General features: G+C 67.2%; 27 protein-coding genes. 11 read left to right on the top strand and 16 right to left on the bottom strand.

Annotation, left to right across the window (positions count from 1 at the left end):
• Positions 1–108: 108 nt before the first annotated feature.
• Entirely contained in the window at positions 109–2,205 is a 2,097-nt protein-coding gene (gene pbpC, locus AC1RT8_RS18410) for a penicillin-binding protein 1C (RefSeq protein WP_493077249.1), read from the top strand.
• 78 nt (positions 2,206–2,283) lie between these two features.
• Here the strand turns inward: pbpC and AC1RT8_RS18405 are convergent, their stop codons facing one another.
• Both AC1RT8_RS18405 and AC1RT8_RS18400 read right to left on the bottom strand, forming a co-directional pair.
• Positions 2,284–2,790 (bottom strand): RcnB family protein, encoded by a 507-nt coding sequence (locus AC1RT8_RS18405; protein WP_493077248.1) that lies wholly within the window; start codon positions 2,788–2,790, stop codon positions 2,284–2,286.
• A gap of 155 nt (positions 2,791–2,945) precedes the next feature.
• On the bottom strand, positions 2,946–3,437 hold the full coding sequence (locus AC1RT8_RS18400; RefSeq protein ID WP_493077247.1) for an outer membrane protein assembly factor BamE: 492 nt from the start codon (positions 3,435–3,437) through the stop codon (positions 2,946–2,948).
• 114 nt (positions 3,438–3,551) lie between these two features.
• Here AC1RT8_RS18400 and AC1RT8_RS18395 point away from each other — a divergent pair, with 114 nt between their 5' ends.
• The gene (locus tag AC1RT8_RS18395) at positions 3,552–4,058 is read left to right on the top strand and encodes a ubiquinol-cytochrome C chaperone family protein (protein WP_493077246.1); all 507 of its coding nucleotides are present in this window, start codon (positions 3,552–3,554) and stop codon (positions 4,056–4,058) included.
• Positions 4,055–4,588 (top strand): YceD family protein, encoded by a 534-nt coding sequence (locus AC1RT8_RS18390; RefSeq protein WP_493077244.1) that lies wholly within the window; start codon positions 4,055–4,057, stop codon positions 4,586–4,588. Before AC1RT8_RS18395 ends, AC1RT8_RS18390 begins: the two co-directional genes overlap by 4 nt.
• 133 nt (positions 4,589–4,721) lie before the next feature.
• On the opposite strand, the gene AC1RT8_RS18385 is transcribed toward AC1RT8_RS18390, so the two are convergent.
• The 5 genes from AC1RT8_RS18385 to AC1RT8_RS18365 form a co-directional block, all read right to left on the bottom strand.
• On the bottom strand, positions 4,722–5,264 hold the full coding sequence (locus AC1RT8_RS18385) for a SixA phosphatase family protein (RefSeq protein WP_493077243.1): 543 nt from the start codon (positions 5,262–5,264) through the stop codon (positions 4,722–4,724).
• A 17-nt stretch (positions 5,265–5,281) separates the two neighbouring features.
• Positions 5,282–7,984, bottom strand: coding sequence for an ATP-dependent DNA helicase (locus tag AC1RT8_RS18380; protein ID WP_493077241.1), 2,703 nt, complete (start codon positions 7,982–7,984; stop codon positions 5,282–5,284).
• 47 nt (positions 7,985–8,031) lie between these two features.
• Positions 8,032–8,502, bottom strand: a complete 471-nt coding sequence (locus AC1RT8_RS18375; protein ID WP_493077240.1) for a GNAT family N-acetyltransferase — start codon at positions 8,500–8,502, stop codon at positions 8,032–8,034.
• Positions 8,499–8,786: a type II toxin-antitoxin system TacA family antitoxin gene (locus AC1RT8_RS18370; RefSeq protein ID WP_493077239.1), complete on the bottom strand. Its 288-nt coding sequence runs from the start codon at positions 8,784–8,786 to the stop codon at positions 8,499–8,501. Before AC1RT8_RS18370 ends, AC1RT8_RS18375 begins: the two co-directional genes overlap by 4 nt.
• A 68-nt stretch (positions 8,787–8,854) precedes the next feature.
• A complete protein-coding gene (locus AC1RT8_RS18365; RefSeq protein WP_493077238.1) occupies positions 8,855–9,400 on the bottom strand; it encodes a Uma2 family endonuclease in 546 nt (181 codons plus the stop codon).
• Between the two features lie 9 nt (positions 9,401–9,409).
• On the opposite strand from AC1RT8_RS18365, the gene AC1RT8_RS18360 reads away from it, so the two are divergent.
• The 4 genes from AC1RT8_RS18360 to AC1RT8_RS18345 all read left to right on the top strand — a co-directional run bounded on the left by AC1RT8_RS18360 (position 9,410) and on the right by AC1RT8_RS18345 (position 14,121).
• Positions 9,410–10,993, top strand: a complete 1,584-nt coding sequence (locus tag AC1RT8_RS18360) for a lysine--tRNA ligase (protein ID WP_493077237.1) — start codon at positions 9,410–9,412, stop codon at positions 10,991–10,993.
• A 10-nt stretch (positions 10,994–11,003) separates the two neighbouring features.
• Positions 11,004–11,486 carry a GNAT family N-acetyltransferase gene (locus AC1RT8_RS18355; protein WP_493077236.1) on the top strand — a complete coding sequence of 161 codons (483 nt, stop codon included), beginning with the start codon at positions 11,004–11,006 and terminating at the stop codon, positions 11,484–11,486.
• 103 nt (positions 11,487–11,589) lie between these two features.
• On the top strand, positions 11,590–12,795 hold the full coding sequence (nhaA, locus tag AC1RT8_RS18350; protein WP_493077235.1) for a Na+/H+ antiporter NhaA: 1,206 nt from the start codon (positions 11,590–11,592) through the stop codon (positions 12,793–12,795).
• Positions 12,796–13,113: 318 nt separating this feature from the next.
• Positions 13,114–14,121, top strand: coding sequence for a histone deacetylase family protein (locus tag AC1RT8_RS18345; RefSeq protein ID WP_493077233.1), 1,008 nt, complete (start codon positions 13,114–13,116; stop codon positions 14,119–14,121).
• Positions 14,122–14,123: 2 nt separating this feature from the next.
• Here AC1RT8_RS18345 and AC1RT8_RS18340 read toward each other — a convergent pair whose 3' ends face one another.
• From AC1RT8_RS18340 to AC1RT8_RS18315, 6 genes are all read right to left on the bottom strand, one after another.
• Positions 14,124–14,573: a response regulator gene (locus tag AC1RT8_RS18340; RefSeq protein ID WP_493077231.1), complete on the bottom strand. Its 450-nt coding sequence runs from the start codon at positions 14,571–14,573 to the stop codon at positions 14,124–14,126.
• Positions 14,574–16,097: a sensor histidine kinase gene (locus AC1RT8_RS18335; RefSeq protein ID WP_493077230.1), complete on the bottom strand. Its 1,524-nt coding sequence runs from the start codon at positions 16,095–16,097 to the stop codon at positions 14,574–14,576.
• A gap of 83 nt (positions 16,098–16,180) precedes the next feature.
• Complete coding sequence (locus tag AC1RT8_RS18330) at positions 16,181–16,939, bottom strand: 3'-5' exonuclease (RefSeq protein ID WP_493077228.1); 759 nt, start codon at positions 16,937–16,939, stop codon at positions 16,181–16,183.
• Positions 16,940–17,018: 79 nt separating this feature from the next.
• Entirely contained in the window at positions 17,019–18,401 is a 1,383-nt protein-coding gene (gene pgmG / locus AC1RT8_RS18325) for a phosphoglucomutase/phosphomannomutase PgmG (RefSeq protein WP_493077304.1), read from the bottom strand.
• A gap of 67 nt (positions 18,402–18,468) precedes the next feature.
• Positions 18,469–18,723 (bottom strand): DnaJ domain-containing protein, encoded by a 255-nt coding sequence (locus AC1RT8_RS18320; protein ID WP_493077227.1) that lies wholly within the window; start codon positions 18,721–18,723, stop codon positions 18,469–18,471.
• Positions 18,723–19,517, bottom strand: coding sequence for a division plane positioning ATPase MipZ (locus AC1RT8_RS18315; RefSeq protein ID WP_493077225.1), 795 nt, complete (start codon positions 19,515–19,517; stop codon positions 18,723–18,725). The genes AC1RT8_RS18320 and AC1RT8_RS18315 overlap by 1 nt, the downstream gene beginning before the upstream one ends.
• A gap of 101 nt (positions 19,518–19,618) precedes the next feature.
• Here AC1RT8_RS18315 and panC point away from each other — a divergent pair, with 101 nt between their 5' ends.
• The 3 genes from panC to AC1RT8_RS18300 all read left to right on the top strand — a co-directional run bounded on the left by panC (position 19,619) and on the right by AC1RT8_RS18300 (position 21,312).
• The gene (gene panC / locus AC1RT8_RS18310; RefSeq protein WP_493077224.1) at positions 19,619–20,452 is read left to right on the top strand and encodes a pantoate--beta-alanine ligase; all 834 of its coding nucleotides are present in this window, start codon (positions 19,619–19,621) and stop codon (positions 20,450–20,452) included.
• 88 nt (positions 20,453–20,540) lie between these two features.
• A complete protein-coding gene (locus tag AC1RT8_RS18305; RefSeq protein ID WP_493077222.1) occupies positions 20,541–20,837 on the top strand; it encodes a hypothetical protein in 297 nt (98 codons plus the stop codon).
• A 70-nt stretch (positions 20,838–20,907) separates the two neighbouring features.
• Positions 20,908–21,312, top strand: coding sequence for an MAPEG family protein (locus AC1RT8_RS18300; RefSeq protein ID WP_493077220.1), 405 nt, complete (start codon positions 20,908–20,910; stop codon positions 21,310–21,312).
• 41 nt (positions 21,313–21,353) lie between these two features.
• Here AC1RT8_RS18300 and topA read toward each other — a convergent pair whose 3' ends face one another.
• The 3 genes from topA to plsY form a co-directional block, all read right to left on the bottom strand.
• Positions 21,354–23,921, bottom strand: a complete 2,568-nt coding sequence (gene topA, locus AC1RT8_RS18295) for a type I DNA topoisomerase (protein WP_493077218.1) — start codon at positions 23,919–23,921, stop codon at positions 21,354–21,356.
• Between the two features lie 140 nt (positions 23,922–24,061).
• Positions 24,062–25,162, bottom strand: a complete 1,101-nt coding sequence (dprA, locus tag AC1RT8_RS18290; protein WP_493077217.1) for a DNA-processing protein DprA — start codon at positions 25,160–25,162, stop codon at positions 24,062–24,064.
• The gene (gene plsY, locus AC1RT8_RS18285; protein WP_493077302.1) at positions 25,155–25,739 is read right to left on the bottom strand and encodes a glycerol-3-phosphate 1-O-acyltransferase PlsY; all 585 of its coding nucleotides are present in this window, start codon (positions 25,737–25,739) and stop codon (positions 25,155–25,157) included. The genes dprA and plsY overlap by 8 nt, the downstream gene beginning before the upstream one ends.
• Before the next feature lie 158 nt (positions 25,740–25,897).
• On the opposite strand from plsY, the gene murI reads away from it, so the two are divergent.
• A complete protein-coding gene (gene murI / locus AC1RT8_RS18280; protein WP_493077215.1) occupies positions 25,898–26,692 on the top strand; it encodes a glutamate racemase in 795 nt (264 codons plus the stop codon).
• Positions 26,693–26,987: the final 295 nt, after the last annotated feature.

Here is a 26,987-nt window from a genome sequence, read left to right as displayed (position 1 = left end):
TTGTCGAGGGGCCGCTCTTACCTTCTCGACCGGGTCGAGAAGGCGAAGGCGAAGGTGCGCGAAATTCAGCCCGAACGGTGGTGGGCGGCACTGCGCACAAGGACAGGCATGACCTTCGCCGGCATCGGCCTGGTCGCCCTGATCTATGCCACGCTCGACTACGCGACTCTGCCACCGCCACTCCCGGGCTATGGCCAGGTCCGCGCCGCCTGGCACCCGTCAGAGGCATGGCTCTACGACCGTGACGGCAATCTGATCGACAGCGCCCGGGTCGATTTCGCTGCGCGCCGGCTCGGCTGGACGCCGCTCGACAAGGTCTCCCCCGTCACCCGAGAGACGCTGATCGCCGCCGAGGATCGCCGCTTCTTCGGCCATGGCGGGGTCGATCTGCTCGCGCTGGCGGGTGTCGCGCGCGACAAGGCGCAGGGCGAGCGCGCCCGCGGGGCCAGCACCATCACCATGCAGCTCGCCGGTTATCTCGCGCCCGATCTCGCCGCGCCGGGCTCGCGGCGCTGGTGGGACAAGATTCGTCAGATGCGTGCCGCCTGGGCGCTGGAACGCGCCTGGAGCAAGGACCAGATCCTTGAGGCCTATCTCAACCTCGCCGGCTTCCGCGGTGAGGCGCAGGGCATCGGTGCCGCCGCGCTCGGCCTGTTCGGCAAGACCCCCGACGCGCTCGCCCGCGACGACGCACTGCTGCTCGCCGCGTTGCTACCCGATCCCCAGGCCGATTCGACCCGGATCGCGCGCCGCGCCTGCGCCCTCGCGCATGAGAAGGACTGCACCCGCTTCGCCGGCGAGGCCGCCTCCATGCTCGGCCCGACGCGCAGCCTTGCGCTCGACCCCGGCCTCGCGCCGCATCTCGCCGACCGCCTGCTCGGAAAACCGGGCCTGCGGATCAAGACCACGCTCGATCGCCGCATCCAGCAATTCGCCATCACCGCCTTGAAGCGCCAGCTTCAGGGCCTGGGTGGCGCCCGCGCGCGCGACGGCGCGGTGGTGGTGCTCGACAATGCCAGCGGCGACGTGCTGGCCTATGTCGGCGGCATCGGCGGCGCCTCGACCGCGCCCTCGGTCGACGGCGCCAATGCCTATCGCCAGGCCGGATCGACCCTGAAACCCTTCCTCTACGCTCAGGCGATCGAGAAGGGCTATCTCACCCCGGCCTCGATCCTCGACGATTCGCCGGTCCAGCTCGACACCGCCTCGGGCCTCTACGTGCCGCAGAATTACGATCGCGGCTTCAAGGGCCAGGTGTCGGCGCGCTCGGCGCTGGCGGGGTCGCTCAACGTGCCGGCGGTGCGCACGCTGTTGCTGGTCGGGGTCGACCCCTTTCGCGACCGGCTCTGGGACAGCGGCTATCGCGGCATGACGGAAGACGGCCAATATTACGGCTTCTCGCTCGCGCTCGGCTCTGCGGAAGTAACCTTGCTCGAACAGGCCGATGCCTATCGCAGCCTCGCCAATGGCGGCCGCTGGTCGCCGCTCCGCCTCACCGCTGATGCCCCGCATGAGGCGCTACGCAAGGTCACCACACCCCAGGCCGCCTGGCTCGTCGCCGACATGATGGCCGATCCCAATGCCCGCGCCGCGACCTTTGGTCTCGATTCGGCGTTGCGCCTGCCCTTCTGGGCGGCGGTGAAGACCGGCACGTCAAAGGCGATGCGCGACAATTGGTGCATCGGCTTTTCCGACAGATATACCGTGGCGGTCTGGGTGGGGAACCTGGAGGGCGATCCGATGCGCGCCGTCTCGGGCACCAGCGGCGCTGCGCCGGTCTGGCGCGATCTGATGCTGGCGCTGAACAGCGACCGCAAGGTGGTGGCGCCGCCGCGTCCGGCGGGCATCGAGCAGCGCGCGATCCGCTTCGCCAACCATGTCGAGCAGCCGCGGCTCGAATATTTCCTGACCGGTACCGCGCAGACCGAGATCGCCGCCGCGCCCCAGGCGGCGCGCCGGCCGCGAATCACCAATCCGGTCGCGGGCAGCGTCTATGCGATCGACCCCGACATCCCGCCCGATCGCCAGCGCCTCGCGGTGGGTGTCTCGGGGGAAGTGACCGCGCACCGCCTGCTGCTCGACAAGCGCGATCTCGGCGCGGCCGATTCGCAGCCCCAGATCCTCGCCGCGCCGGGCCAGCACCGGCTGCGCCTGATCGATATCAGCGGCCGCGTCGTGGATCAGATACTCTTCACCATCCGCTGAACGACAACGGCCGCGCCCACCCGAGGGCGGACGCGGCCGTACCCGGGCGGCGATGCCGCCCGGGCCGTGACGACTGGCTTACCAGTAGAAGTTGCGGATCACGTCGATCACGACGCCGCGGCGGGTGTCGACCAGCAGCACGTCGTTATAGTGACGCACCCAGCGCTGGTTGTAGCCGACCGGCGCGAGGCGATAGCGCCACGGATCGTTGATGAAGTAGCGCGGCCCATAATAGCTGGACTGGATGCGCACGCCCGGGCGGAAGGCATTGTAGCGGAACGGTGCGCGCCAGTTGCCGCGTGCATAGAGCGACCGGTTCTGATTCCGATAGCCGTTCCAGTCGTTGCGGCCCCAGCGGCGGTTGCGGTCGCGAATGTCCTCGCGCAGCTCCTGCCGGGCCCCGCGCACGTCGCGGCGCTCGTCGCGGATGTCGCCGCGATCGCCGCGGCGGCGGGCGTCGTTCAGCTCGCGCTGCTCCTCGCGAAGCTCACGCCGATCGTGGCGTACCTCGCGGTTCGACTGCGCCATGGCCGTCGTCGGCAACACCGTCGCGGCCATCAGCGTCAGGATGATGAATTTACGCATGATATTCTCCATTCTCTCCCGGAGACACCCAACTGGGTGCCGCCGCGCGACCCTTTTCGCCGAGTCGCGCTGAACGGGGTGCGAACCACCCAGTCAGGCGATAGAAAGAATGGAAGGAGCGGCAGGTTCCGCCCCTTGCCGGGATAAAGGAGCGCTTACGGCGTGTCGCGACCGCCATTGTCGCCGCCCGGGGGGCCCATGCCCGCGGCGCCGACCGTGCCGATATTGCCGAACAGCTCGTCGAAGATGCTGCGCTTGCGGCCGAGCGTCGGCGTCTTCTCGCCCGATGGGTTGATCTTGGCGATCTGCTCGGCGCCGGTGCGGGTCACGGCGGTCACATTGCCCTTGGCGTCGAAGCTGACGCGCAAGGTCGTCTGGCTCGTCACCTTCGGGTTGTTATACGCGAAATTGCGCGTGTCGCGGGCGACATAATACCATTCGCCCTGGTTGAACTGGCTGGCAAAGCTCGGCTTGCCCAGCACCTGGAGCACCGACTGACGGTTGTCGACGCCCGGCTGGACCGAATTGACCAGATCCACATCGACCACATAGCCCTGGTGCATGCGCAACGGCGTGCAGCCACCGGCGGCGATCGTCGCGAGGCCCAGGGCGGCGCCCATCATCAAGCGGGCGGAAATCACACTCATCATACTCTCCAGGCACGCCGACGCGGCAACGCGAGTGCATTGCATCATGCGCCGCCAGCCTCAATATGCGGATGAACGCGGCCAAACAAGGGCACGCGCGGGAGACCTTGAGACGTGCAATGGATCGCGAAGCTGTTCGGCAGCCGGGACGAGGAGGCGCTGCCGCTTTATAACGCGGTCATCGTGCGCGCGCGCCAGCCCCATTGGTACGAAGCGGGCGGGGTTCCCGACACGATCGACGGCCGGTTCGATATGGTCGCCACGATCCTGTCCTTCCTCCTGCTGCGGCTCGAAGGGGATCCCATCGCCGCCGGCCCCAGCGCCAAGCTGACCGAGCGTTTCGTCGACGACATGGACGGGCAATTGCGCGAGATCGGCATCGGCGACATCGTCGTCGGCAAGCATATCGGCAAGATGATGAGTATGCTCGGCGGCCGGCTCGGCGCCTATCGTGACGCGGCGACTCAGGCCGATCTGGACGCGGCGCTGGTCCGCAACCTCTATCGGGGCACGGTGCCCGAGGCGGCGGCGCTCGCCCATGCGCGCGAATCGCTGCTTGCCCTGCGTGAATCGCTTGCGGCAACGCCGACCGGCGCCCTGCTCGCCGGCGATCTCCCATGACCGCACCCGAATTCTCCCGGCCGGAGCGAATCGATATGATCGGCGAGGGCGAACGCGAGATCACCGTCTCCGCCACCGCTGAGGAGCGGGCGGCCCTCGCGACGCGCTTCGGGCTGAAGTCGATCGAGCGGCTGGACGGGACCTTCCGCCTGCGCCGCGATGCCGCCGGCGTCATCGCGCGCGGGAAAGTGGTGGCAAAGCTGGTTCAGGCCTGTGTCGTCACCGACGATCCGCTTCCCGTCTCGGTCGACGAGCCTTTCGCGCTGCGCTTCGTCGCTGGCGACAAGCCGGAAGGCGACGAGGTCGAACTTAGCGAGGACGCGCTCGACACGATGAGCTTCGATGGTGCCGCGATCGATCTCGGCGAGGCGGCGGCTGAGACCATGGCGCTCGCGCTCGACCCCTTCCCGCGCGGCCCCAATGCGGCAGCGGTGCTGAAAGAGGCGGGCGTGATCAGCGAGGAAGAGGCAAAGCCGCTGGGTGTGCTCGCCGGACTGGCCGATCTGAAGGCAAGGCTGGAGAAGCGGTAGCGCCCCAATCGTTCCGTCACCCCGGACTTGTTTCGGGGTCCACGGCGCCGCAAACCAAAGTGCCGATGGATGTGCGGCACGGTGGATGCCGGAACAAGTCCGGCACGACGGAGATGGCGGCCCTGTTCTCGGCTCAATCCCGGTCCGGCCCGAGCGCCGGATCCAGGTCCCGCGGCCGCACGAACAGCGCCAGCGACGCACCGCCCGCCGCGACATCCCGCCACGATTCGACCTCGAAGCATAATTGCGCCGTGCTCGCGGTCGGGAACTTCACCTCGACATCGTCGCGCAGCGGCTGCTCGTCCGAATCGGGCACCAGCAGCAGCACCAGATCCTCGAGCCCGGGATTATGCCCGATCAGCAGCGCCGTATCGGCGCCCTCGGGCAGCTCATGGATCACATCGAGCAGGGTCGTCGCCGAGGCGAGATAGATGCGCCGGTCCCAGGCCGGCGCCAGCGCCGCGCCATATCCGGTCGCGACCTGCTCGATCGTCTCCATCACGCGCACCGCGGGCGAGGCGACGACCTGGTCGAAGCGCAGGCCCAGGGTTCGCCAGTTGCGCCCGACCAGCTGGGCGGCACGCTTGCCCTTGCCGTTGAGCGGCCGATCGAAATCGCGCAGCACCGGATCGTCCCAGCCCGATTTGGCATGGCGAAGGAGCGTCAGCGTCTTCATCCCGGCAAGCGTCTCCGTCAGGCTTCCTCGCGGGCCTCATGCCCCACATGGCTGACAGAAGGAAGACGGCCCGCGCGCACCACCGCTTCGTCCAGGGTCACGCGAGACACCGTCACGCCCGGCGGAAAGGCGGTCAGCAACCGCGACGGCATCGCCGCGGAGAGCAGGACGAAGATGCCGTGATCGTCGGCGCGCCGGATCAGCCGGCCGAACGCCTGGGCCAGCCGCGCGCGCACGATCCGGTCGTCATAGGCGCTGCCGCCGCCCGCCAGCCGCCGCGCGGCGTGCAGCACGGTCGGCTTGGGCCAGGGCACGCCCTCCATCACCACCAGCCGTAGCGACCGGCCAGGCACATCGACGCCGTCGCGCAGCGCATCGGTGCCGAGCAACGAGGCCGAGGCATCGTCGCGGAAGATATCGACCAGCGTGCCGGTGTCGATCGGGTCGACATGCTGGGCGTAGAGCGGCAGCCCGTCGCGGGCGAGCCGGTCGGCGATCCGCGCATGCACTCCGCGCAGCCGCCGGATCGCGGTAAACAGCCCCAGCATGCCGCCGCCGGATGCGACACCCAGCCGCGCATAGGCATTGGCCAGCGCCCCCATGTCGCCGCGCTTCACGTCAGTGACGATCAGCACTTCGGCCTGCGACGCATAATCGAACGGGCTGATCGCCTCGAACCGGCTCGCCCCGCGGATCAGATGCTGCGCGCCCGTCCGCGCCTCGGCCACGTCCCAGTCGCCGCCGCCGCGCAACGTCGCCGAGGTGACCAAGGCGCCATGCGCCTGTTTCAGCACCGTCTCGGCAAAGGGCTTGCTCGGGTCGAGCCAGTGGCGGTGCAGCCCGATGTCATATTCGCGCCCTTCGATCCGGTCGACCGCCAGCCAGTCGACATAATCGGGCGTCGCCGGTCCGCCGATCCGCGCGAGCAGCGACAGCCAGGCCGCGACCGTCTCGGCGCGCCAGCCGATCGACGCGATCGCGCCCTCGATCCGTGCTCGGGCCGGCCCGTCCATCCAGTCGGGCGCCTCGGCCAGCACCGCTTCGAGCCGCCGGCCCAGGGTGACGAGCGGCCGCACCAGCGCGTCCAGCGCATGCGCGGCGGGCGCTGCCGCCTCGATCAGGGCGGCGTCGGGCTCGGCAAGCTCTGTCTCCAGGCCGTAACCGGCATCGCCCTGCGCTTCGGCGCGGGCATAAGCGAGGCCACGCACCGCCGCGAGCAGGGTCTCGATCGGCCCGAACGGCGCGCCTTCGCTCAGCCGCTGCAGCCAGCCGTCCGCGGCGAGCGCACCCGCCGCCTTGATCGCCTCGGCAATGGCGATCCCGCCGCCCTCGTCATAGCTCGCCACGTCGGACAGCCGCGCCGCGAGCCCGCGCCGCCGCCCGCGCCCGCCGGATTCGGGGCCGAGGATCCAGCGCCTGAGCTCGATCGTCTCCTGTCCGGTCAGCGCGGTCGAGAACATCGAATCCGCCGCATCGAAGATATGGTGGCCTTCGTCGAACACATAACGGGTCGGTCGCGTCGCCAGCTCGCGGCCGCGCGCGGCATTGACCATCACCAGCGCATGGTTGGCGATCACGATATCGGCCTCGGCGCTCGCCCGGGCGGCGCGCTCGATGAAGCATTTCCGGTAATGCGGACAGCCGGCATAAACGCATTCGCCGCGCCGGTCGGTCAGCGCGGTCGATCCGTTGCGTCGGAACAAGGTGGGCAGCCAGCCGGGCAAATCGCCCCCGACCATATCGCCATCGGCGCTGTACGCTGCCCAGCGCGCCACGAGCTGCGCCAGGATCGCGGCACGCCCGGCGAATCCGCCCTGCAGCGCATCCTCCAGGTTGAGCAGGCAGAGATAATTTTCCCGCCCCTTGCGCGTCACCACCTTGGCCTTGCGGATCTCGGCATCGGGGAACAGGCGCGCGCTCTCATGCCCCAATTGCCGCTGAAGCGCCTTGGTGAAGGTCGACACCCACACTGCACCGCCGGCCTTTTCGGACCAGAGCGAAGCAGGGGCGAGATAACCGAGCGTCTTGCCGATGCCGGTGCCCGCCTCGGCCAGCACCATGTTCGGCGCATCGCGCACCATGCGCGGGCCGAATGCCTCCATCGCCGCCTGGGCAAAGGCACGCTGGCCCGGGCGCTGCTCGGCGCCGTTGCCGGTCAGGTGCGCCAGCCGTGCCTGGGTCTCCTCGGGGTCGAGCGAGATGGTGCGCGGCGCCGGGCGTGGCGCGACCTCGGACCATTCGGGCAGCTTCGAAAACAGCCAGCGCTCGGCGGTGGCGGGTTTGGCCAGCCGGTCGGCGACGACCGGCGCCCAGGTCCAGCGCAGCCGGAACAGAGATTGCGCCGCGGTCCAGGCACCTTCGCGCTCCGGCCAGTCGCCCTTGGGCATATCGAGCAGCTTTTCCGCGGCGCGGCGCAGGAAGGCGGCAACCTCGGCATCGGTCGCGGGCGCTTCGAGCCCGGTTTCCCGCGCGAGCCCGCGCGGCGTCGGCACCATGAAGCGCGCCGGGCAGAGGAAGGCGAACAGCTCGAGCACGTCGAGCCCCGACAGGTCGGCGTAACCCAGCCGCTGCCCGATCAGCGGCGCATTGAGCACGATCACCGGCGTATCGGCCGCGATCCGGATCGCCTCCCCCCGCCCGATCGGCCGCGTGCCCTCGGCATCGGCGATCCAGATGCCGCTATGGCTGGCATGCAGCGCGGGATGGGGGAGTGGGGACACGCTTCGACTGTGGCCGGATGAGAACGAAAGGGCAACTTAATCCGGCGCTATAGCGGCCGGATCAACATCCGCTGGTTGCTTTCCAGGCTTTCGAATCCGAGATGCCGATAGAAGCGCGTCGCAGAATCGTCCTTGGCTTCGACAACCATTGCGAACGCCATCACCTCGGCGCGCCGGGCACGCAACAGGGCATCGGCGACCAAGGCAGCGCCAAGGCGTTTGCCCTGATGCGTCAGCGCGACAGCGAGCCTGCCGAGCAGCACTGCCGGGATCGAGGGGTAGCGCGGCAAGCGTTTGGCCCTCTCGGCGGGGATGAGATCGAGCACCAGCGACGTCGCCGCGATCGTGTAGAAACCAGCGATCGTCCCGTCCTCATCGACTGCGACGAAGCAGGAGGCGACACGGCGGCGCATATCCTGCGATGCTCTCTCGCGCAGATAGCGGTCCAGTTCGTCCGAACCGCTGGCGAACGCTGAACGGTCCTGCTTGCCCAGCAGGTCGATCCGGTATTGCGTCATCCCTCCTGCCGGATCAACGCGGCATGCGCTTCCATCGCCCGATCGAGCGCTGGGGACGGCACCGCCGGAGCGGCGAGAATCGTGGCCACGCGTTCCTGATCGGCCAGCGACAGGCGAATGAGCTGCGTTTCCGCAATCGTTCGCTCGGCCGCGTTGCGCGCGGCATCGACGACGAAATCACTGATGCTCCGCCCTTCGATCTCGGCGGCGCGCTTCACGGCGGCCAAGATATCAGGCGCTATGCGCGCCTCGATGCGCGCGGTTCGATTTGCCGATTGTGACATGGCGGTATCTCTCTTTCGCAAGGAATGTACGGCGTAACGCCGGACAATTCAAGCGTCCCATCAGGAAGCTAGAGGATTCCGCTCGTCTCTATTGAAAGGTCGGGCAGCGTTACGCTCCGCAACAGTTGGCCCACCGCGACTGACCGGCTGTTCCGGAAGCCGCTTTCCGCAGGTCGCCAGAGCTGATGAATCTGCGCCACCGGCAGATCGACGACCCAATATTCCGGGATGCCATGTGCGGCATAGACCATCGCCTTGGTGCCGAGATCATAGCTGATCGTGCTGTCGGACACCTCGATCAGCAGCGCGACCGACTCGAGCGGAACATAGCCATCGCCTTGCGGGGCGCTGGTGAGCACGACGTCGGGCTCGGGCGCGCCATAGGGCGGCAGCGCCACCGTCGTCTCGCTCTGTGCCGAATAGGGCGAGCCCAGCGCCTCCAGCGCGCGGCGCAGGCGATAGGTCAGCTCGTTCTTCGCGAAGGAATGGCGCCGGTACTGCGCGTTCGTCTCGACGATCACCCCCTCGATCAACTCGGTCTTCGCAAGATGGGAAAAGGTGCCGGCGCGCAGCAGCAGCTCATAGCATTTGCGGCAGCGGCCCCAAATCGGCAAAGAGCCCGCATGACTGCACCCGAACTCCGCCCCGCCGACCTCAGGTCTGCCGCCCTCGAGTCCAAAGCCTGGCCCTATGAAGAGGCGCGCAAGCTGCTCAAGCGCTATCCGGACGGCAAACAGGGTGCGCCGATCCTGTTCGAGACCGGATACGGCCCCTCGGGCCTGCCGCATATCGGCACCTTCAACGAAGTGCTGCGCACCACCATGGTGCGCAACGCCTTCCATGCGCTCAGTGACACGCCGACCCGCCTCGTGGCCTTTTCGGACGATATGGACGGCTTGCGGAAAGTGCCGGACAATGTCCCGAACAAGGCGATGCTGACCGAATATCTCGGCAAACCGCTGACCAGGGTGCCCGATCCGTTCGAGAAGTTCGAAAGCTTCGCGCATCACAATAATGCGATGCTGCGCGATTTCCTCGACCGCTACGGCTTCGACTATGAATTCCTGTCCTCGACCGTGGAATATGCCTCGGGCCGGTTCGATCCGACCCTGAAGCTGATCCTGCAGCGCTACCAGGCGATCATGGACGTGATGATCCCGACGCTCCGCGCCGAGCGCGCCGCGACCTATTCGCCGATCCTGCCGATCAGCCCGAAATCGGGGATCGTGCTCCAGGTGCCGGTCGAGGTGGTCGATGCCGAGGCCGGCATCATCGCCTTTGTCGATGAGGGCGACCGGATCGAGCAGTCCGCGCTCGGCGGCATGGCCAAGCTGCAATGGAAGGTCGACTGGGCGATGCGCTGGACCGCGCTTCAGGTCGATTACGAGATGTCGGGCAAGGACCTGATCGACAGCGTCACCCAAGCGTCGAAGATCACGCGCGTGCTCGGCGCCCGCCCGCCCGAGGGGCTCACCTATGAGATGTTCCTCGACGAAAAGGGCGAGAAGATCTCCAAGTCCAAGGGCAACGGCCTCAGCCTCGACGACTGGCTGACCTACGGCCCCGAGGAAAGCCTCGCCTTTTACATCTACCGCGAGCCGCGCAAGGCCAAGTCGCTGCACATGGGCGTCATCCCGCGCGCGGTGGACGAATATTGGCAGTTCCGCGGCAATTATGCCGCACAGGAACTGAAGGAGAAGCTCGGCAACCCGGTCCATCATATCCATGACGGCAAGATGCCGACCGGCGAATTGCCGGTGACCTTCGGGCTGTTGCTCAACCTGGTCGGGGTGATGGGCGATGCGACCAAGGAGCAGGTCTGGAGCTATCTTTCCAACTACGTGCCCGATGCCACGCCCGAGGCCTATCCCGAGCTCGACCGGCTGATCGGCCATGCGCTTGCCTATGGCCGCGATTTCGTCGCCCCGACGCTTCAGCGCCGCGCGCCCGAGGGCGTGGAAGTGGCGGCGCTGGAGCAGCTCGACGCCGATCTCGCCGCGCTGCCGCCCGAAGCAAGTGCGGAGGAGATCCAGAATCTGGTCTATGAGATCGGCAAGACCGGCGGTTTCGAGAATCTGCGCGACTGGTTCAAGGCGCTGTACGAGACCTTGCTGGGGTCTTCGCAGGGCCCGCGCATGGGCAGCTTCATCGCGCTCTACGGCATCGAGAACAGCCGAAAACTGATCGCCGAGGCGCTGGCGCGGTAACGGAGGACTCATGCTGATCCGGCCGGCCCAAGCCGAGGACGCTGCGGCGATCTGGTCGATCATCGGCCCGGTCATCCGCGCCGGCGAAACCTATGCGCTGGACCGTGCGATGCCCGAGGCCGCCGCGCTTGCCTATTGGCTTGGTGCCGACAGGGAGACGTTCGTCGCCGAAGAGGCTGGCCGGATCCTCGGCACCTATTATCTCCGGGCCAACCAGGCCGGCGGTGGCGGGCATATCGCCAATTGCGGCTATATGACTCATGCCGACGCGCAGGGCCGCGGCCTCGCGCGACGCATGGCCGACCATTCCCTCGATCATGCGCGGCTACGCGGCTTTCGCGCGATGCAGTTCAACTTCGTGGTGAGCAGCAACGACCGGGCGGTGCGACTCTGGCAGTCGCTCGGCTTCGACATCGTCGGAACGCTGCCGCTTGCCTTCGAGCACCCGGCAAACGGGTTCGTCGATGCCTTCGTCATGTTCCGCTCGCTCTAAAACTCCCTCTCCCACCGGGGGGAGAGGGAGCTGATGCGGTCCCAACTTCGCTTGCTAGCGGCCCCGCGAAACCGCCATAACCTTCCCCGAAAGGAACGCGCAGATGGCCGGAAAAAGAGGATCCCCCGCCTCAGTCCTGCGCGATTTCCTCGCCAATGAGGCTGCGGGCGGAATCCTGCTGATCGCGGCGGCGGCATTGGCGATGATCGCCGCCAACTCGCCGCTGGCCCATGATTACTTCCACCTGCTGCATGTCGAGACCGGGCCGGTGCTCGCCCCGGCGATCGGGCCGATGACGGTCCATCTCTGGATCAACGACGCGCTGATGGCCCTGTTCTTCCTGCTCGTCGGGCTCGAGATCAAGCGCGAGCTGGTCGATGGCCAGCTCGCCAGCGCCGAGCGACGCCGACTCCCGATCATTGCCGCCGCGGCGGGGATGATCTGTCCGGCGATCCTCTATCTCGCCATCACGGGCGGCGCGGCCGATCTGCGCGCCGGCTGGGCAATCCCCGCCGCGACCGACATCGCCTTCGCCATCGGCGTACTGGCGCTGCTCGGCCCGCGCGTGCCCGCTTCGCTCAAGCTGTTCCTGACCACCGTCGCGATCGTCGACGATATGGGCGCGGTCGCGATCATCGCCGTCTTCTACAGCCATGGCCTGTCGCTGCTGGCGCTCGCCGGTGCGGCGATCGTCGCGGGCGCCATGGTCGCGATGAACCGCTTCGGCGTGGTACGGCTCTTGCCCTATCTGGTCGCTTTCGCCCTGCTCTGGCTGCTGGTGCTGATGTCGGGCGTACACGCGACCATTGCCGGCGTGGTTGCGGCGATGACGATCCCGATCCGCCGCTCCCCCGGCGCGCCCGATCATCACGATTCGCCGCTTCACCGGCTCGAACACGCGCTCAATCCCTGGATCGCCTATGCGGTGGTACCGCTGTTCGGTTTCGCCAATGCTGGCGTAGCGCTGGGCGGCATGGGCTCGGGCATCCTGGTCGAGCCGCTGGTGCTGGGCATCGCGCTCGCCCTCTTCTTCGGCAAGCAGATCGGCATTTTCGGTAGTATCTGGCTCGCCGTCCGCATGGGGCTCGCCAGGCCGCCGGGCGGGGCGAGCTGGGCGCAGGTTTACGGCGTCGCCCTGCTCGCCGGGATCGGCTTCACCATGAGCCTGTTCATCGGCGGCCTCGCCTTCCCCGGTAACGCCGCGATCATGGACGAGGTGAAGATCGGCGTGCTTGCCGGATCGATCCTGTCGGCGGTGGTTGGGTTTGTCGTGCTGTACCTTGCCGGCTCGCGCACAGACCCTGCTTGATTCAACCGGGGCAGCGATCGTGGCACCGTCGAACCGCCGGCTCTCCGGCCTGCTCCTTCTCATGGTCGATTGAAATCGAACGGTGTTTTCCGGGTGTTACAGCGGAAAAATCGCGGTGTTTCACGGCGATTATGGCCATTTTTTCCGCTGTTATGCGTAACAGGGAAAACACTGGCTAACCCGTTGTGAACAGCCGAGGAATCCGGCACGAAAATCCAACATAACAGCGGAAGAAAAAATGTGGCGGCTGAATAGCGGAAAAGCCGAGTCGCTGTTGGACCCGGTTGCGCCGATCCCGGCGTCGCGCGACAAGGCCTGATGCGTCGTTTCTTCGATTCCCGCCAGCTCGCCCATGCGCCGCTGAAGGAGCTGCACAATGGCGGCTTCACCGACTATGCGGAACGGCCGGTAAGGGCTGAGGCGATTGCCGAAACGCTCGGCGTCGAGGTGCCGACCGATCACGGTGATGCTGCGATCCGCGCCGTGCATGACGCGGGCTACCTCGATTTCCTCAAGCACGGCCCGGCGCGCTGGGCTGCGGCGGGGCGGCCGGGCGACGTGATCGGCTATATCTGGCCGATCGTCGCAAGGCGCGCGCTGAAGCTCGACCGGATCGACGCGCTCGCCGGCCGCTACAGCCTCGACGCTTCGACCCCGCTGACCGTCGAGACCTGGGACGCCGCTTATTGGAGCGCGCAATCGGTCCTTTCCGCGCTCGATGTGGTGCGCGGCGGGGATCGTGCCGCCTTCGCCCTGTGCCGTCCGCCCGGCCATCATGCGGGCGCCGATTATCTTGGCGGCTATTGCTACCTCAACACTGCTGCCATCGCCGCCCAGGCCGCGCGCGATGCCGGGGCCGATCGGGTGGCGATCCTCGATATCGACTATCATCACGGCAACGGCACGCAGGACATTTTCTGGACGCGCGGCGACGTCTTCTACGCGTCGATCCATGCCGATCCGGCGACGGACTATCCCTTTTTCTGGGGCCATGCCGACGAGACCGGGGAAGGGGCGGGGGAGGGCACCAATCTCAATCTGCCGCTGCCGCAAGGAGCGGGGATCGATGCGTTCCGGGCCGCACAAACCGCCGCGCTCGATGCGATCGCCCGATTTGCGCCGGACCTGCTGATCGTCAGCTTCGGCGCGGACACCTGGGATGGCGATCCGATCTCCTTCTTCCGGCTCGCTACCGCCGACTATGCGGTGCTCGCCCGGGATATCGCCGTACGCGGCTGGCCGACGGTAATCGCGATGGAGGGTGGATATGCCGTCGAGGCGCTCGGCGGCAATGTCGCCAGCCTGCTCTCCGGCTTTTCCGCCTGACCTCAGGCCTGCTGGGTTTCCGCGTCGGGGACCTTGATCACGGACAGGAACAGGCCGAGCTGCCGGATCGCCTGGGCGAAGCTTTCGTAATTGACCGGCTTGGTGATGTAGACGTTTGCGCCGAGATCATAGCAGCGCTCGATCTCGACCTTGTCGTCGGTGGTGGTCAGCACGACCACGGGGGTGCGCCGCAGCGCCGGCGCGCCCTTGATCTTCACCAGGATGTCGGCGCCGCTCATGTCCGGCAGGTTGAGATCGAGCAGGACGAGCGCCGGGCCGCCCAGTGCCGGGCCCTTCTCATGGTTGAACAGATAGTCGATCGCCCGCGTGCCGTCGGTGAAATGGACGATCTCGTTGAGGATGCCCGCGCGACGGATGTTCTTCTCGATCAGCCGTGCATGACCTTCGTCGTCCTCGATCATCACGATGCCGACTGAGTGGTGATCGTTCATCTAATACCCCTGTCCCTCGGAGAGCGTGGCGGGAAGCGACAGACGAAATGTCGCGCCTTTTCCGATGTCCGACCGAACGTCGATAACGCCGCCGAGCCGGTACGCCAAGGCACGCACATGCGCCAGGCCGATGCCTTCGCCCGGTTGGTCCTGATTTCCGGATCGGCGGAACAGGTCGAACACCCGGGCATGGTCGGCGGGCGCGATGCCGCGGCCATTGTCGCTGACCTCGAGCGTCACCCGCCCGCCGTGCCGCGTGCCGCGCACCTCGATCAGCCCGGGCCGGCCGGGCCGCAGATATTTCACCGCATTCTCGATCAGGTTGGAGAAGATCTGCTCGAGTGCCAGCCGGTCGCTGACGATGTCGGGCAAAATGCCTTCGATGACCAGGCGGGCGTCGTGATCGTCGATCAGATGCTGCAGGCTCGCGCCGACCGATCCGATCAGGGCGTTCATTTCGATCCGTTCGGGCACGATGATGCGGCGGCCCTCGCGTGACAGCTTGAGGATCGCGTTGATCAGCCGCTCCATCTTCTCGCTCGAGGTGCGGATGAAGCGGATCGCCTCGGGCAGCTCCTGCCGGGCGGCGGTGCGGGCTTCATCGCTGACGACGCCCGGCGCCTCGGCCTCGGCGCGCTCGATCATCGCGGTGATCGCGGCGGCGGCGGCGTCCAGCTCGGCGGTGAAGCCCATCACATTGACCAGCGGCGCGCGCAGATCATGGCTGACGATATAGGCGAAGCGCTGGATCTCCTCGTTCGCGCGGGTCAGGTCGGCGGTGCGCTCGGCGATCAGTTCCTCGAGCGATTCGGCGAAGTCCCGGAGCGCATCGCGCGAGGCGGCGAGATCGCGCGTGTAGCGCATGATGGTCAGCAGCGATGCCATGGCGACGAACAGCAGGAGCGCACCGGCAATGCCGATTGTCGTATAGAAGGTCCGCACGCTTGCCTGCTGCTCGGCATCGCGGATCGCGAGTAGCCGCTGCTCCTCGCCTTCCATCGCCTTGCCGAGATCGCGGATGCCGCGCATTCGGCGTGCCGTGGTCTCGTCGGTGAAGGCGTGGATCGCCTCATCGATCCGTCCAGCCTCGACCAGTCTATTGGTGATGTCGCGGCGCTTCTCGATCGCGGCGACCAGCCGGCGCAACCGGGCGAGATTGGCCTTTTCCCGGGGGTTGTCGGCAGTCAGCGCATCGATACGCCGCAGGGCATCGGGAATCTGCGCGGCGATCGTCTTGTAGCTGGTCAGATATTCCGCCTGGTTCGCGATGATATAGCCGCGCCGTACCGATTCCGCCTGCTCGACCAGAATGTTGGCGCGGGCGATGGCCAGTTCCACCTCGTAAGTGTGGTTGACCGCGCGAATATGTTCCTGGTTGCGGCCGGTCGACCAGATCGCGGCGATGCCCGCAGCGATCAGGCTGGCGAAGCCGATCACCATACAGCCGATCAGGAAACGGCCCATCGACTGGTCCGCCCACCCGAACCGCCGGGCGATCCCTTCGAACATCGGCTTTTCGACCATGCGTGTTTCTAGAGTCGCAAATCCGGGAACGCCAGCATCAGCGGCCCCCACATTTATCAGGTCGTTTCGATTCGGGAACGATTCTAGAACAGGGCGCCCTGCAGCGTCGTCCGGCCGACCGCGCCGCCACCGCGGCGCCGCGCCAGTTCGGTTTCGGCGGTGAAGCGCACGTCGATGTCGCGGTCGCCCAGGAAGCGCGCGAGCGATTCGTCTTCGATCTCGCGCCAATCCTTGCCGCGATCGGGCCCCTGGCGGACTCGGGGGAGCAGACCCGGCAGGTTGGACCACTCGATCAGCTGCGGCAGCCCGACCTGGTTGAGCATGTCGCGCAGATGGAAGGCGGTGACATAGGCGTCGGGGAAAGCGCGGTGCGCGGGCAGGCCGCGCTCATGCTCGATCCCCTCGGGCTTGCGCCAGTAGCGCAGCACCTGGTTGGAGAAGCTCGGGCAATCCGGCCACAGCCGCATCGCGCATTTCCAGGTGCATACCCAGTCGGCGTTGCGCGTCAGGGCGGGGGTACAGAATTCGAGCTCGGCGGTGGCGCGGTGCGCGGCCAGCGCCAGGCGGCGCGGCCACGGATCGAGCACGGCACGCGCGACATCGTGCCAATAGGGCGCGTCGGCGACCTGTTCGTCGAGGATATGGTGGATCGCCTGGGTAATCGGCGGGATCTGGCGGCCGGGATTGACCAGCCTGCTGCCGCCCTCGCCGTGCAGGTCCCAGCGCCCGTCCTCTCCCAAAGCGACATCCTGCCACCCGATCTCGCACACACCGTGCGCCGGGGGCGCCGGGCCGGTGGTTTCGAGATCGACGACGCGAATGAGCTGGGGCGGCGGGGGCATCGCCCTTAGGTGGCGGCTTGGGCGGCGAAATGCCAGCCTCTTGAAGCCCCTCCTCCGAAAGGGAGGGGCTTGAAAGGGCTCAATGCCCCGCCTGTTCCCCGCGCACGATCCCGCTCGCGGCAAGCTGCGCGTCGATCATCGCCATCAGCCGGTCGAGCCCGGCCTGGTCCTTCGCCTCGGCGCGCGCGACCAGCACGTCCTGGGTGTTCGAGGCACGGAGCAGCCACCAGCCGTCGGGCGTGCTGACCCGCGCGCCATCGGTGCGGTTGACCTCGGCGCCCTCGGCCTCGAGCCGGTCGAGCACTTCGTCGACCACCGCGAACTTGCGGCTTTCATCGACCTGGAAACGCATCTCGGGCGTGTTGACCATCGCCGGCATGGCGCCGCGGATCTCGGTCATCGACTTGCCGATCATGTGCACCGCGCGGATCAGCCGCACCGCGGCGTACTGCGCGTCGTCGAACCCATAATAGTCATGCGCGAAGAAGATGTGCCCGCTCATCTCGCCGGCGAGCGGGGAGTCGGTCTCCTTCATCTTCATCTTGATCAGGCTGTGGCCGGTCTTCCACATCAGCGGTTCCCCGCCCAGCTCGGCGATCCGGTCGTACAGCGCCTGGCTCGCCTTCACATCGGCGATGATCGTCGATCCGGGCAGTTCCTTCAGCACCGGCTCGGCCAGGATGGAGAGCAGCTGATCGCCCCAGATCACCCGGCCCTGGCCGTCGATCGCGCCGATCCGGTCGCCGTCGCCGTCGAACGCCAGACCGAAATCGAGCTGCTTCTCGGCGACGAGCCGCTTCAGGTCGGCAAGGTTCTTCTCCTCGGTCGGGTCGGGATGATGATTGGGGAAGGTGCCGTCCACCTCGGTGAACAGCAGATGATGCTCGCCCGGCAGCAATTTGGTCAGCTTTTCGATCACCGGTCCGGCAGCGCCATTGCCCGCGTCCCAGCCGATCCGATAGGCGCCGCCGGCATAGCCCGCCATCAGCCGACCGATATAATCGTCTTCGATGTGGAAGTCGGAGACGGTGCCTTCACCCTCTTCCCAGTCGCCTTCCTCTGCGAGCCGGCCCAGGTCCTGGATATCGGTGCCGAAGAACGGCAGGTGCTGCAGCACCATCTTGAAGCCGTTGTAATCGCCCGGGTTATGGCTGCCGGTGATCTGGATGCCGCCGTCTACTTCGAGGATCGCCTCGGCATAGTAGAGCATCGGCGTCGGCCCCATGCCGACGCGGACGACATCCACGCCGCTCGCGGTCAGGCCGGCGATCAGCGCCGCCTCGAGCTCGGGCGAGGAGACGCGGCCATCATAGCCGACCGCCACGCGCGTGCCGCCGGCGCGGCGCACCCGCGTCGCGAAGCCGCGGCCGATCGCAGTGGCATCGGCCGGGCCGAGCGTCTTACCGACGATGCCGCGGATGTCATATTCGCGTAGGGAAGTGGGGTCGAAGCGGTGAGTCATCGGTCCTCCGGTCATGATGTCGAGCGCCCAATCGGCGAGCGCCCGGAAAGTTCATTGCAAGGAAAGGTCAGTCGCGCTTTTTGAGCAGCACGTCGCGCGCGGCGTTGATCCGCCGCGCCAGTTCGGTCGATCCGCCGCGGTCGGGGTGGACGGCCGCGACCAGGCGGCGATGCGCGGCGCGGATCGCCTCCGGATCGGCGGTCCGGTCGACCCCCAGGATGGCGCGCGCCTCCTTTTCGTCGATCGGCGGCGCGGGCGCGGTCTTGCGCAGCAACAGCCACAGGCCGAACAGCACCAGGCCGATAAAGAGGATCTTCGCCATCAGGCGAACAATGGCATTGCGGGCTCGGGCAGTCCAAGCGCCGCCATCATCTCGCGCAGCTCCTGGCGCGCGGCGACATGGGCCAGGCCCATCTCGCCGAACTCGCGCGCGTCGAGCATGGTCAGCCCTTTGGGGAACAGCTCGCGGTAGATCACGCGTTCGCCGAGCCCCGGGATGATGCGGAAGCCGACCCGCTTGGCGAGCTGGTCGAGTGCCTCGGACACGCGGCGCATGTTGCGCGCCTCGATATGCTGGACCCGGTTGCGCAACACGACCCAGTCGATCGTCGATCCGTCCGCCTTGGCGCGGGCCTTGCGCGCGTCCCAGATCAGCTCGGCATAGAAGCTCGGGCGAGTCACCTTGTAGGTCACCGGGTCGACCTGGCCGATCAGGTCGAAATCGACGAAGCTGTCGTTCATCGGCGTGACCAGAGTGTCGGCCTTCTGTGCCGCCATCCGCGCGAAGCGGTCGTCGCGGCCCGGCGTGTCGATCACCAGGAAGTCTGCGCTTTCGGAGAGCGCGTCGAGCGCCTCGGTGAATCGCGCCAGGCTCTCGCCGTCATGAGTCGCGTGACGGGGGACGTTCAGGTCGCGGCCGGTGCGCTTGGCAGTGGCCATGCGATTGTCGAGATAGCGGCCCGTCGTCCGCTGACGGTGGTCGAGATCGAGCACGGAAACCCGCGCGCCGCGCGCCTGCAGCGCAATGGCGACATGGACGGCGGTGGTCGATTTGCCCGTCCCGCCCTTCTCGTTGGCGAACACGATCACGTGTGGCTTTAGTGCAACCGTCGACAAGTCGCTCGTGTCCCTGATGATTGGCCGTATTGATCGGTCGCGCTGCCCCCCATAGAAGGCCCGCCCCGTCCTCACTCGTCCTTATCGAAGGCCCTTCACGCGTGCAAACCATCCGTCACCTCGATCTGCTCCGCGCCGGGATTGCTGCCTTCCGCAGCGAGGGCGCGACCATCGCGCTGGTCCCGACCATGGGCGCGCTTCACGCCGGCCATATGGCGCTGATCGAGGCGGCGAAGCGTCCCGGCACGCGCGTGGTCGCGTCGATCTTCGTCAACCCCAAGCAGTTCGGCCCCAACGAGGATCTGTCGCGCTACCCCCGCAAGGAGACAGCCGACACACGCATGCTGAAAGAGGCGGGCTGCGACCTGCTCTGGATGCCCCCGGTAGAGGCGATGTATCCGGAAGAGTTCGCGACCAGCGTCTCGGTCGCCGGCGTCAGCGAAGGGCTCGACGGCGCCGCCCGGCCCGGCCATTTCGACGGAGTCGCGACGGTCGTGTCGAAGCTGTTCAACCAGGTCCGCCCTGACATCGCCTGGTTCGGCGAGAAGGATTATCAGCAGCTCGCGGTGATCCGCCGCATGGTCGCCGATCTCGATTTCGGGATCGAGATCATGGGTCTGCCCACTCAGCGCGAGGATGACGGCCTCGCCCTGTCGTCGCGCAACGTCTATCTCGACGACGACCAGCGCAGCCGGGCGGTGGCGCTGCCGCGCGCGCTCGGCGTGGCGGCGAAGGGCATCGGCAAGGGCGACGATGTAGAGGCGGTGCTGGCCACCGCGCGGGAGTCGCTGATCGCCGCCGGGTTCGAGGTCGACTATATCACCTTGGTCGATGCCGAGACGCTTCAGGAAGGCCCCGATCCAGATCGCCCGCGCCGCCTGCTGGCAGCCGCGAAGATGGGCACGACCCGTCTGATCGACAATATCGCGGTCTGACCGGAGATATGCCTAATCGACGTTAACCATTTGTTGAAATCTTGACCCCAAAGTCGCCCGACAGGGATGGTTAACAGGGGTTAAGATCATGGGCAGCAGCCTGAAGAGTGCGCAGTTCCTAATTGACAGCCGATTGGCCGACGCGGCCCGCGGTGACATGGACGCGTTCTACGATCTCGGCATGGTCTATTCGAGCGGCGCCGCCGGCATCGATGTCGATCTGATCGAAGCGCATAAATGGTTCAACCTGGCCGCGGTCGCGGGCAGCGATGCGGCCCAGGCCTGCCGCAGCGAGATCGCCGAGGACATGACCGCGCGCGAGATCGCCGAAGCGCAAAAGGCGGCACGTGCCTGGCTCCATCTGACGGCGCGCCGCGCGGCCTGATCGACGCCCAAATCGACGTGGCGCTGCAAAAGGGATAGAACCGCCTCCGCAACGATAATGGAGGGGGACAATGCACCTCACGATCACCGCTCTCACCGCGGCCGCGCTTGCGCTGCTGCTGGTCTTTCTGTCGATCACCACGATCCGGATGCGCATGAAGCACAGCGCCGCCTATGGTGATGCCGGCCAGCATGAGCTGAATTGCGCCATTCGCGCCCATGGCAACCTCACCGAATATGCGCCGGTCGGGATCATCCTGATCGCCCTGCTCGAAATCGGCGGGGCCAACGCAACCGCCCTCTCGATCGCCGCCGCCGCCTTTGTCGGCGCGCGCCTGCTCAACGCTATCGGCCTGTTCAACCCGCCAGGACCGCCCAAGCCCGCACGTTCGATCGGCATCGTCGTCACGCTGCTGATCTTGCTCGGTCTGGCGGTCTGGCTCGCGGTCAGGGTGTTGATGCCCGACATGGGCTGATCCGCACACTTCGTCACCCCGGAACGAGTCCGGCATGACGGTTATTTAGCGGCGGCCTTCCTGGCGGGCGCCTTCTTCGCTGCTGCCTTGGGCGCCGCCTTCTTGGCCGGGGCCTTTTTCGCCGCCGGCTTCTTCTTGCCCTTCTTCGCCGGCGCCGCGGCGGCGCGCGCATCGATCAGCTGGGCTGCTTCCTCCAACGTCAGCTGGTCCTGCTGGACTGACTTGGGCAGGGTCGCATTGGTCTCGCCGTCGGTGACATAGGGGCCGAACCGCCCCTCCATCAGCCTGATCTCTGCCTCGGTGCGCGGGTGCTTGCCCAGGATCTTGAGCGGCTCGCGGCTGCCGCGCTGCGGGCGCCCGCCACCGGCCGCGGCTTCGGCCAGCTTGACCACGGCGGCGTTCATGCCGGTCTCGAACACCTCGGCGGTCGAGGTCAGCCGGGCATATTTGCCGTCATGCGCAAGGTACGGACCATAGCGGCCGATCGACGCGGTGATCGGGTTGCCGCTTTCCGGATGTATGCCCACGGTGCGCGGCAGGCTGAGCAGCTTCAGCGCCCATTCGAGCCCGAAATCCTCACCCGGCACGTCCTTGGGGATCGACGCGCGCTTGGCCTCTTTGCCCTCGCCAAGCTGGACATAGGGGCCGAACCGCCCGCTGCGTTTGGTCACCTCGGCGCCCGTCTCCGGATCCTGACCCATCACTTCGGGACCGGTATCGCCGGCATCGCCCTCGCTGCCGGGCTGGCCGAAGCGACGGGTATATTTGCAGTCAGGATAGTTGGAGCAAGCGACGAACGCGCCGAACTTGCCGCCGCGCAGCGCGAGCTGGCCCTGGCCGCAATTGGGGCAGAGCCGCGGGTCACCGCCATCGGCCCTGGCCGGGAAGAGATAGGGCTCGAGGAACTTGTCGAGCGCCGCGGTCACCTCGGACGGCTTCTGCTCCATCACCTCGGTGGTGCGCGGCTTGAAGTCCTTCCAGAAGGATTCGAGCACTGCCTGCCACTGCGCGCGGCCGCCCGAGACCTCGTCGAGCTCATCCTCGAGCCCGGCGGTGAAATCATAGCCGACATATTTCTCGAAGAAGCGCTCGAGGAACGCGGTCACCAGACGCCCGCTCTCCTCGGCGAAGAAGCGGTTCTTCTCGACCCGCACATAGGCGCGGTCCTTCAGCGTCTTGATGATCGAGGCATAGGTCGACGGGCGACCGATGCCGAGCTCTTCCAGACGTTTGACCAGCGACGCTTCGGAGAAGCGCGGCGGCGGCTGGGTGAAATGCTGTTCGGCATTGACCGCCTTCTTGGCCGGCGCATCGCCCTCGCGCATGCGCGGCAGGCGACGCGAATCCTCATCCGCGCTGTCGTCGGTGCCTTCCTCATAGAGCGCGAGATAGCCGGGGAAGAGCACGACCTGCCCGGTCGCACGCAGGCCCGTCTGGCCCGATCCGTCGGTCAGCTCGACCGTGGTCCGCTCCATGCGCGCTGACGCCATCTGGCTGGCCAGCGCGCGCTTGAAGATCAGGTCGTAGAGCCGGGCATGGTCGCCGCCGCCAAGCTTGTCGCGGCCGAAATCGGTCGGGCGGATCGCCTCATGCGCTTCCTGGGCATTCTTGGCCTTGGTCTGGTACATCCGCGGCTTGTCCGGGACATAGCCCGCGTCATAGCGGTCGGCGATCGCTTTCCGCGCGGCCGAGATGGCCGATCCGTCCATCTGCACACCGTCGGTCCGCATATAGGTGATCGCGCCGTCCTCGTAGAGACCCTGGGCGATGCGCATCGTGTGGTCGGCCGAGAAGCCGAGTTTCCGCGCAGCCTCCTGCTGCAGGGTGGAGGTGGTGAAGGGCGGCGGCGGGTTGCGCGTGGCTGGCTTGACCTCGATCGTCTGGACGCTGAACCGCCCTTCCTCGACTGCCTGTTTCGCCTGCAGCGCGGTGCCTTGCTCGCCGATCGACAGCCGGTCGAGCTTCTTGCCCTCGAAGGTGACGAGCCGCGCGGTGAAGGGCGTGCCGTCCTGCTCCATGTCGGCCGTCACCGACCAATATTCCTGCGCCCGGAACGCCTCGATCTCGCGCTCGCGGTCGACGATGATGCGCAGCGCGACCGACTGGACGCGCCCGGCCGATTTCGCGCCCGGCAGCTTGCGCCATAGCACCGGCGACAAGGTGAAGCCGACCAGATAGTCGAGCGCGCGGCGCGCCCGATAGGCGTCGATCAGATCCGTATCCAGCTCGCGCGGATGCTTCATCGCCTCGGTCACCGTCGCCTTGGTGATGGCGTTGAAGGTGACGCGCTCGACTTCCTTCGGCAACGCCTTGCGCCCGCGCAGCACTTCCTGGACATGCCAGCTGATCGCCTCGCCCTCGCGGTCAGGGTCGGTCGCGAGGATCAGGCGATCGGCCTTCTTCGCCTCGTCGGTGATCGCCTTGAGCTGCTTCGACTTGTCGGCGTAATTTTCCCACTCCATCGAAAAGCCGTCGTCCGGGTCGACCGAACCGTCCTTGGCGGGCAGGTCGCGGACATGGCCGTAGCTCGCGAGAACGCGATAGTCGGAGCCCAGATATTTCTCGATGGTCTTCGCCTTGGCGGGCGATTCGACGATGACAAGCTGCATGGGTTTTGAGGCGTCCTTACGTGTACGCGCGAGGATGGAGAGGTGTTCGGGGCGGCGTCAAGCGGGCGGAAGGCGATGGTGGGATAGCGGAACTCCCGGCCTTTTGAATCGATCCGATCGAATCTGGTTGGGCGTCAGGCTCACATCAAGCTCACCCTCCCGCCGGCATGGCGTTCCAGCCGCCCGGCCAGTTCCAGCTCGAGCAGCACGGTCTGGACGATCATCGATGAAAGCCCGGATTGCCGGATCAGCTCGTCGATCGCGACCGGCACCGGGCCGAGTAGCCCGGTCACCGCGCCCCGGTCGGCATCGCTCGCATCCTCGGGCGGCTGCCCGCCGAAGCACGATCCGGGCGCGCGCACCATGCGCGGGTCGATCGGGCGGATCAGCTCCAGGATATCGGCGGCCGACTGGATCAGCGTCGCGCCGTCGCGGATCAGGCCGTTGCAGCCTTGCGCCCTGGGGTCGAGCGGGGATCCGGGCACCGCCATCACCTCGCGTCCCATTTCGCCGGCCAGGCGCGCGGTGATCAGCGATCCCGATTTCGGGGCCGCCTCGACCACCACCGTGCCCTGCGCCAGCCCGGCGATGATCCTGTTGCGATAGGGGAAATGGCGTGCCCGGGGTTCGGTGCCGGGCGGCTGTTCGGCGATCAGCAGGCCGCGCGTGGCAATGGCTTCCTGCAGCGCGGCATTTTCGGGCGGATACGCGATGTCGATGCCGCCCGCGATCACCGCGATCGTCCCGCCGTCAATCGATCCGACATGAGCGGCGGTGTCGACGCCCCGTGCTAGCCCGGACACGATCGTGACGTCCTCGCGCCCAAGCTCGACCGCCAATTGCCGCGCGAACCGGCATGCCGCTGCGGACGCATTGCGTGCGCCGACCATCGCGATCGTCGGGCGCTGTGCCAGGCCGATATCGCCGCGCACCATCATGGCGGGCGGTGCGTCGTCCAGCTCGGCCAGCAGCGCTGGGTAATCGGCGTCGTCGATGAAGACATGACGGGCGCCGAGTTTCGCCGCGGTCGCCAGCTCGCGTTCGGCGATCGCGGGTGGCGCGACGACGGGCGCCTTGCCGCCGCCGCGCGCCGCGAGTTCGGGAAGCGCGTCGATCGCGGTCGCGGCGTCGCCGAAGCGCTCGATCAGTTGGCGATAGGTGACGGGGCCGATCTGCGAGGTGCGGATCAGCCTGAGGCGCGCGACCGCAGCCGCGGCATTGCGCGGCGGATCGTCACGCACTCCTGGCGCCGACCTTGGGTTCGGTGCCGTTGAGCAGCCGCTCGATATTCTCGCGGTGCTTCCACAGCACCAGCAGCGCCAGTGCGAGCAACGGCAGCACGATATCGAAGGCGGAAAAGAAAGCGGCGCTCAACGGTGCGCTGAACGCGGCGGTCATGCCCGCCAGCGAGGAGAAGCGCAGCAGGGCGAGCAGCCCGAGCCAGACCAGCGCATACACGACGGCACAGGGCCAGTGCAGCGCGAGCACGATGCCCATCATCGTCGCCACGCCCTTGCCGCCGCGGAATTTGAGCCAGACCGGATAGACATGGCCGAGGAACGCCGCCGCCGCGGCGAGTACGCCGTTGCCCGGCCACAGCGCCTCGACGATCGCCACCGCCGCGAACCCCTTGGCCGCGTCGAGCAACAGAGTCGCCGCCGCCAGTCCCTTGCGCCCGGTGCGCAGCACATTGGTCGCGCCGATATTGCCCGACCCGATCTGGCGCAGGTCGCCGGCACCGAAGGCGCGGGTGAGAATCAGCCCGAACGGAATCGAGCCAAGCAGATACCCCAGCAGCAGCGCGCCCGCCGGCGCCATCCAGACAGTTTCGGTCGGCAAATGGATCAGCCCCCAAGTGACAGCCAGCATAGCCCGATCCGGGTGGGGCGCCAACAACCTCTATCAGGTCGGATGGGCGATGCCCGGGTTCAAGTACCGGGCATTGTCAAACCCCGCGCCCGCGTTACATCGCGCTTGTGACGGATACACGACCCATCCTGTTCTTCGATTCCGGGGTGGGCGGGCTTTCCGTGCTCGGGCCGACCCGCGCGCTGCTGCCCGGGGCGCCCTTCGTCTATGTCGCCGATTCGGCCGGTTTCCCTTATGGCACCAAGAGCGAGGTCGAGATCGCGGCGCGCGTACCGGCCCTGCTCGGCCGGCTGGCGGAGCGCTATCATCCGCGACTGATCGTCATCGCCTGCAACACCGCCTCGACCATCGCGCTGGCCGCGGTGCGGGCCGCGCTCGACCTGCCGATCGTCGGCACCGTCCCCGCGATCAAGCCGGCTGCGGCATTGAGCAAGGCCCGCGCGATCGGCGTGCTCGGCACCGATGCGACGGTGCGCCAGCCCTATGTCGACGATCTCGCCGCGCGCTTCGCCAGCGATTGCCTGGTGGTGCGTCACGGATCGGCCGAGCTGGTCCAGCTCGCCGAGGCGAAGCTGCGCGGAGAGGACACCCCGTCCGACCGCTACCGCGCGATCCTCGCCGGCCTGTTCGATCAGCCGGGCGGCGATCGCATCGACGTGATCGTCAATGCCTGCACCCATTTCCCGCTGGTGGTCGAGGAACTGGCGGCCGCCGCGCCGCATGCGGTGCGCTTCGTCGACGGGTCGGAGGGCATTGCCCGGCGAGTCGCGTATCTCACCCAGGGCCAGTCATGGCCTGACAGCCCGGGCGACGGAGTCGCGGTGTTCACCGGCCATGCCGATCACGGTGCGCTCGCCCCGGCGCTCGCGCGCCACGGCCTTATGCGGGTTGAGACGCTCTAGGGGACTCCGTCGGTACCTCGACCGATTCGGCCGCCAGCACGGCATAACGACTCGCCAGCTCGTGATGGACGAGGCGGGCCGAACGGTCGGCGCTCCGCCCGGCAAGCTCGCGCTCCTGCGCTGCCCGGCGTGCGAAATAGTCCTGTTTTCCGTCACTTGGAATATGGTCGGCCATGATCAAAGCTCCTTGCATCAAGCGGGAGCGCGTCGCGTCTCTCGGTCGCGGGCATGCTCGTGGCAATCGGCCCGGCGATGGCGCACCATAGCATGAATCGGCGCGGCGTGCTTGAGCGAA

It is taken from the genome of Sphingomonas sp. GW821-FHT10F11 (assembly GCF_058809095.1).
This window is presented reverse-complemented; position numbering and strand designations above follow the sequence as displayed.

Coding starts and splice junctions, on each gene's coding strand:
- AC1RT8_RS18305 (WP_493077222.1), top strand. CDS start 20,541: ATGGGCAGCAGCCTGAAGAGTGCGCAGTTCCTAATTGACAGCCGATTG.
- AC1RT8_RS18405 (WP_493077248.1), bottom strand. CDS start 2,790: ATGCGTAAATTCATCATCCTGACGCTGATGGCCGCGACGGTGTTGCCG.
- pbpC (WP_493077249.1), top strand. CDS start 109: ATGACCTTCGCCGGCATCGGCCTGGTCGCCCTGATCTATGCCACGCTC.
- nhaA (WP_493077235.1), top strand. CDS start 11,590: ATGGCCGGAAAAAGAGGATCCCCCGCCTCAGTCCTGCGCGATTTCCTC.
- topA (WP_493077218.1), bottom strand. CDS start 23,921: ATGCAGCTTGTCATCGTCGAATCGCCCGCCAAGGCGAAGACCATCGAG.
- AC1RT8_RS18355 (WP_493077236.1), top strand. CDS start 11,004: ATGCTGATCCGGCCGGCCCAAGCCGAGGACGCTGCGGCGATCTGGTCG.
- AC1RT8_RS18330 (WP_493077228.1), bottom strand. CDS start 16,939: ATGCCCCCGCCGCCCCAGCTCATTCGCGTCGTCGATCTCGAAACCACC.
- plsY (WP_493077302.1), bottom strand. CDS start 25,739: ATGGCGCCGGCGGGCGCGCTGCTGCTGGGGTATCTGCTTGGCTCGATT.
- AC1RT8_RS18375 (WP_493077240.1), bottom strand. CDS start 8,502: ATGACGCAATACCGGATCGACCTGCTGGGCAAGCAGGACCGTTCAGCG.
- AC1RT8_RS18390 (WP_493077244.1), top strand. CDS start 4,055: ATGACCGCACCCGAATTCTCCCGGCCGGAGCGAATCGATATGATCGGC.
- AC1RT8_RS18320 (WP_493077227.1), bottom strand. CDS start 18,723: ATGGCGAAGATCCTCTTTATCGGCCTGGTGCTGTTCGGCCTGTGGCTG.
- AC1RT8_RS18300 (WP_493077220.1), top strand. CDS start 20,908: ATGCACCTCACGATCACCGCTCTCACCGCGGCCGCGCTTGCGCTGCTG.
- AC1RT8_RS18360 (WP_493077237.1), top strand. CDS start 9,410: ATGACTGCACCCGAACTCCGCCCCGCCGACCTCAGGTCTGCCGCCCTC.
- AC1RT8_RS18345 (WP_493077233.1), top strand. CDS start 13,114: ATGCGTCGTTTCTTCGATTCCCGCCAGCTCGCCCATGCGCCGCTGAAG.
- AC1RT8_RS18385 (WP_493077243.1), bottom strand. CDS start 5,264: ATGAAGACGCTGACGCTCCTTCGCCATGCCAAATCGGGCTGGGACGAT.
- AC1RT8_RS18340 (WP_493077231.1), bottom strand. CDS start 14,573: ATGAACGATCACCACTCAGTCGGCATCGTGATGATCGAGGACGACGAA.
- AC1RT8_RS18370 (WP_493077239.1), bottom strand. CDS start 8,786: ATGTCACAATCGGCAAATCGAACCGCGCGCATCGAGGCGCGCATAGCG.
- AC1RT8_RS18400 (WP_493077247.1), bottom strand. CDS start 3,437: ATGAGTGTGATTTCCGCCCGCTTGATGATGGGCGCCGCCCTGGGCCTC.
- AC1RT8_RS18335 (WP_493077230.1), bottom strand. CDS start 16,097: ATGGTCGAAAAGCCGATGTTCGAAGGGATCGCCCGGCGGTTCGGGTGG.
- pgmG (WP_493077304.1), bottom strand. CDS start 18,401: ATGACTCACCGCTTCGACCCCACTTCCCTACGCGAATATGACATCCGC.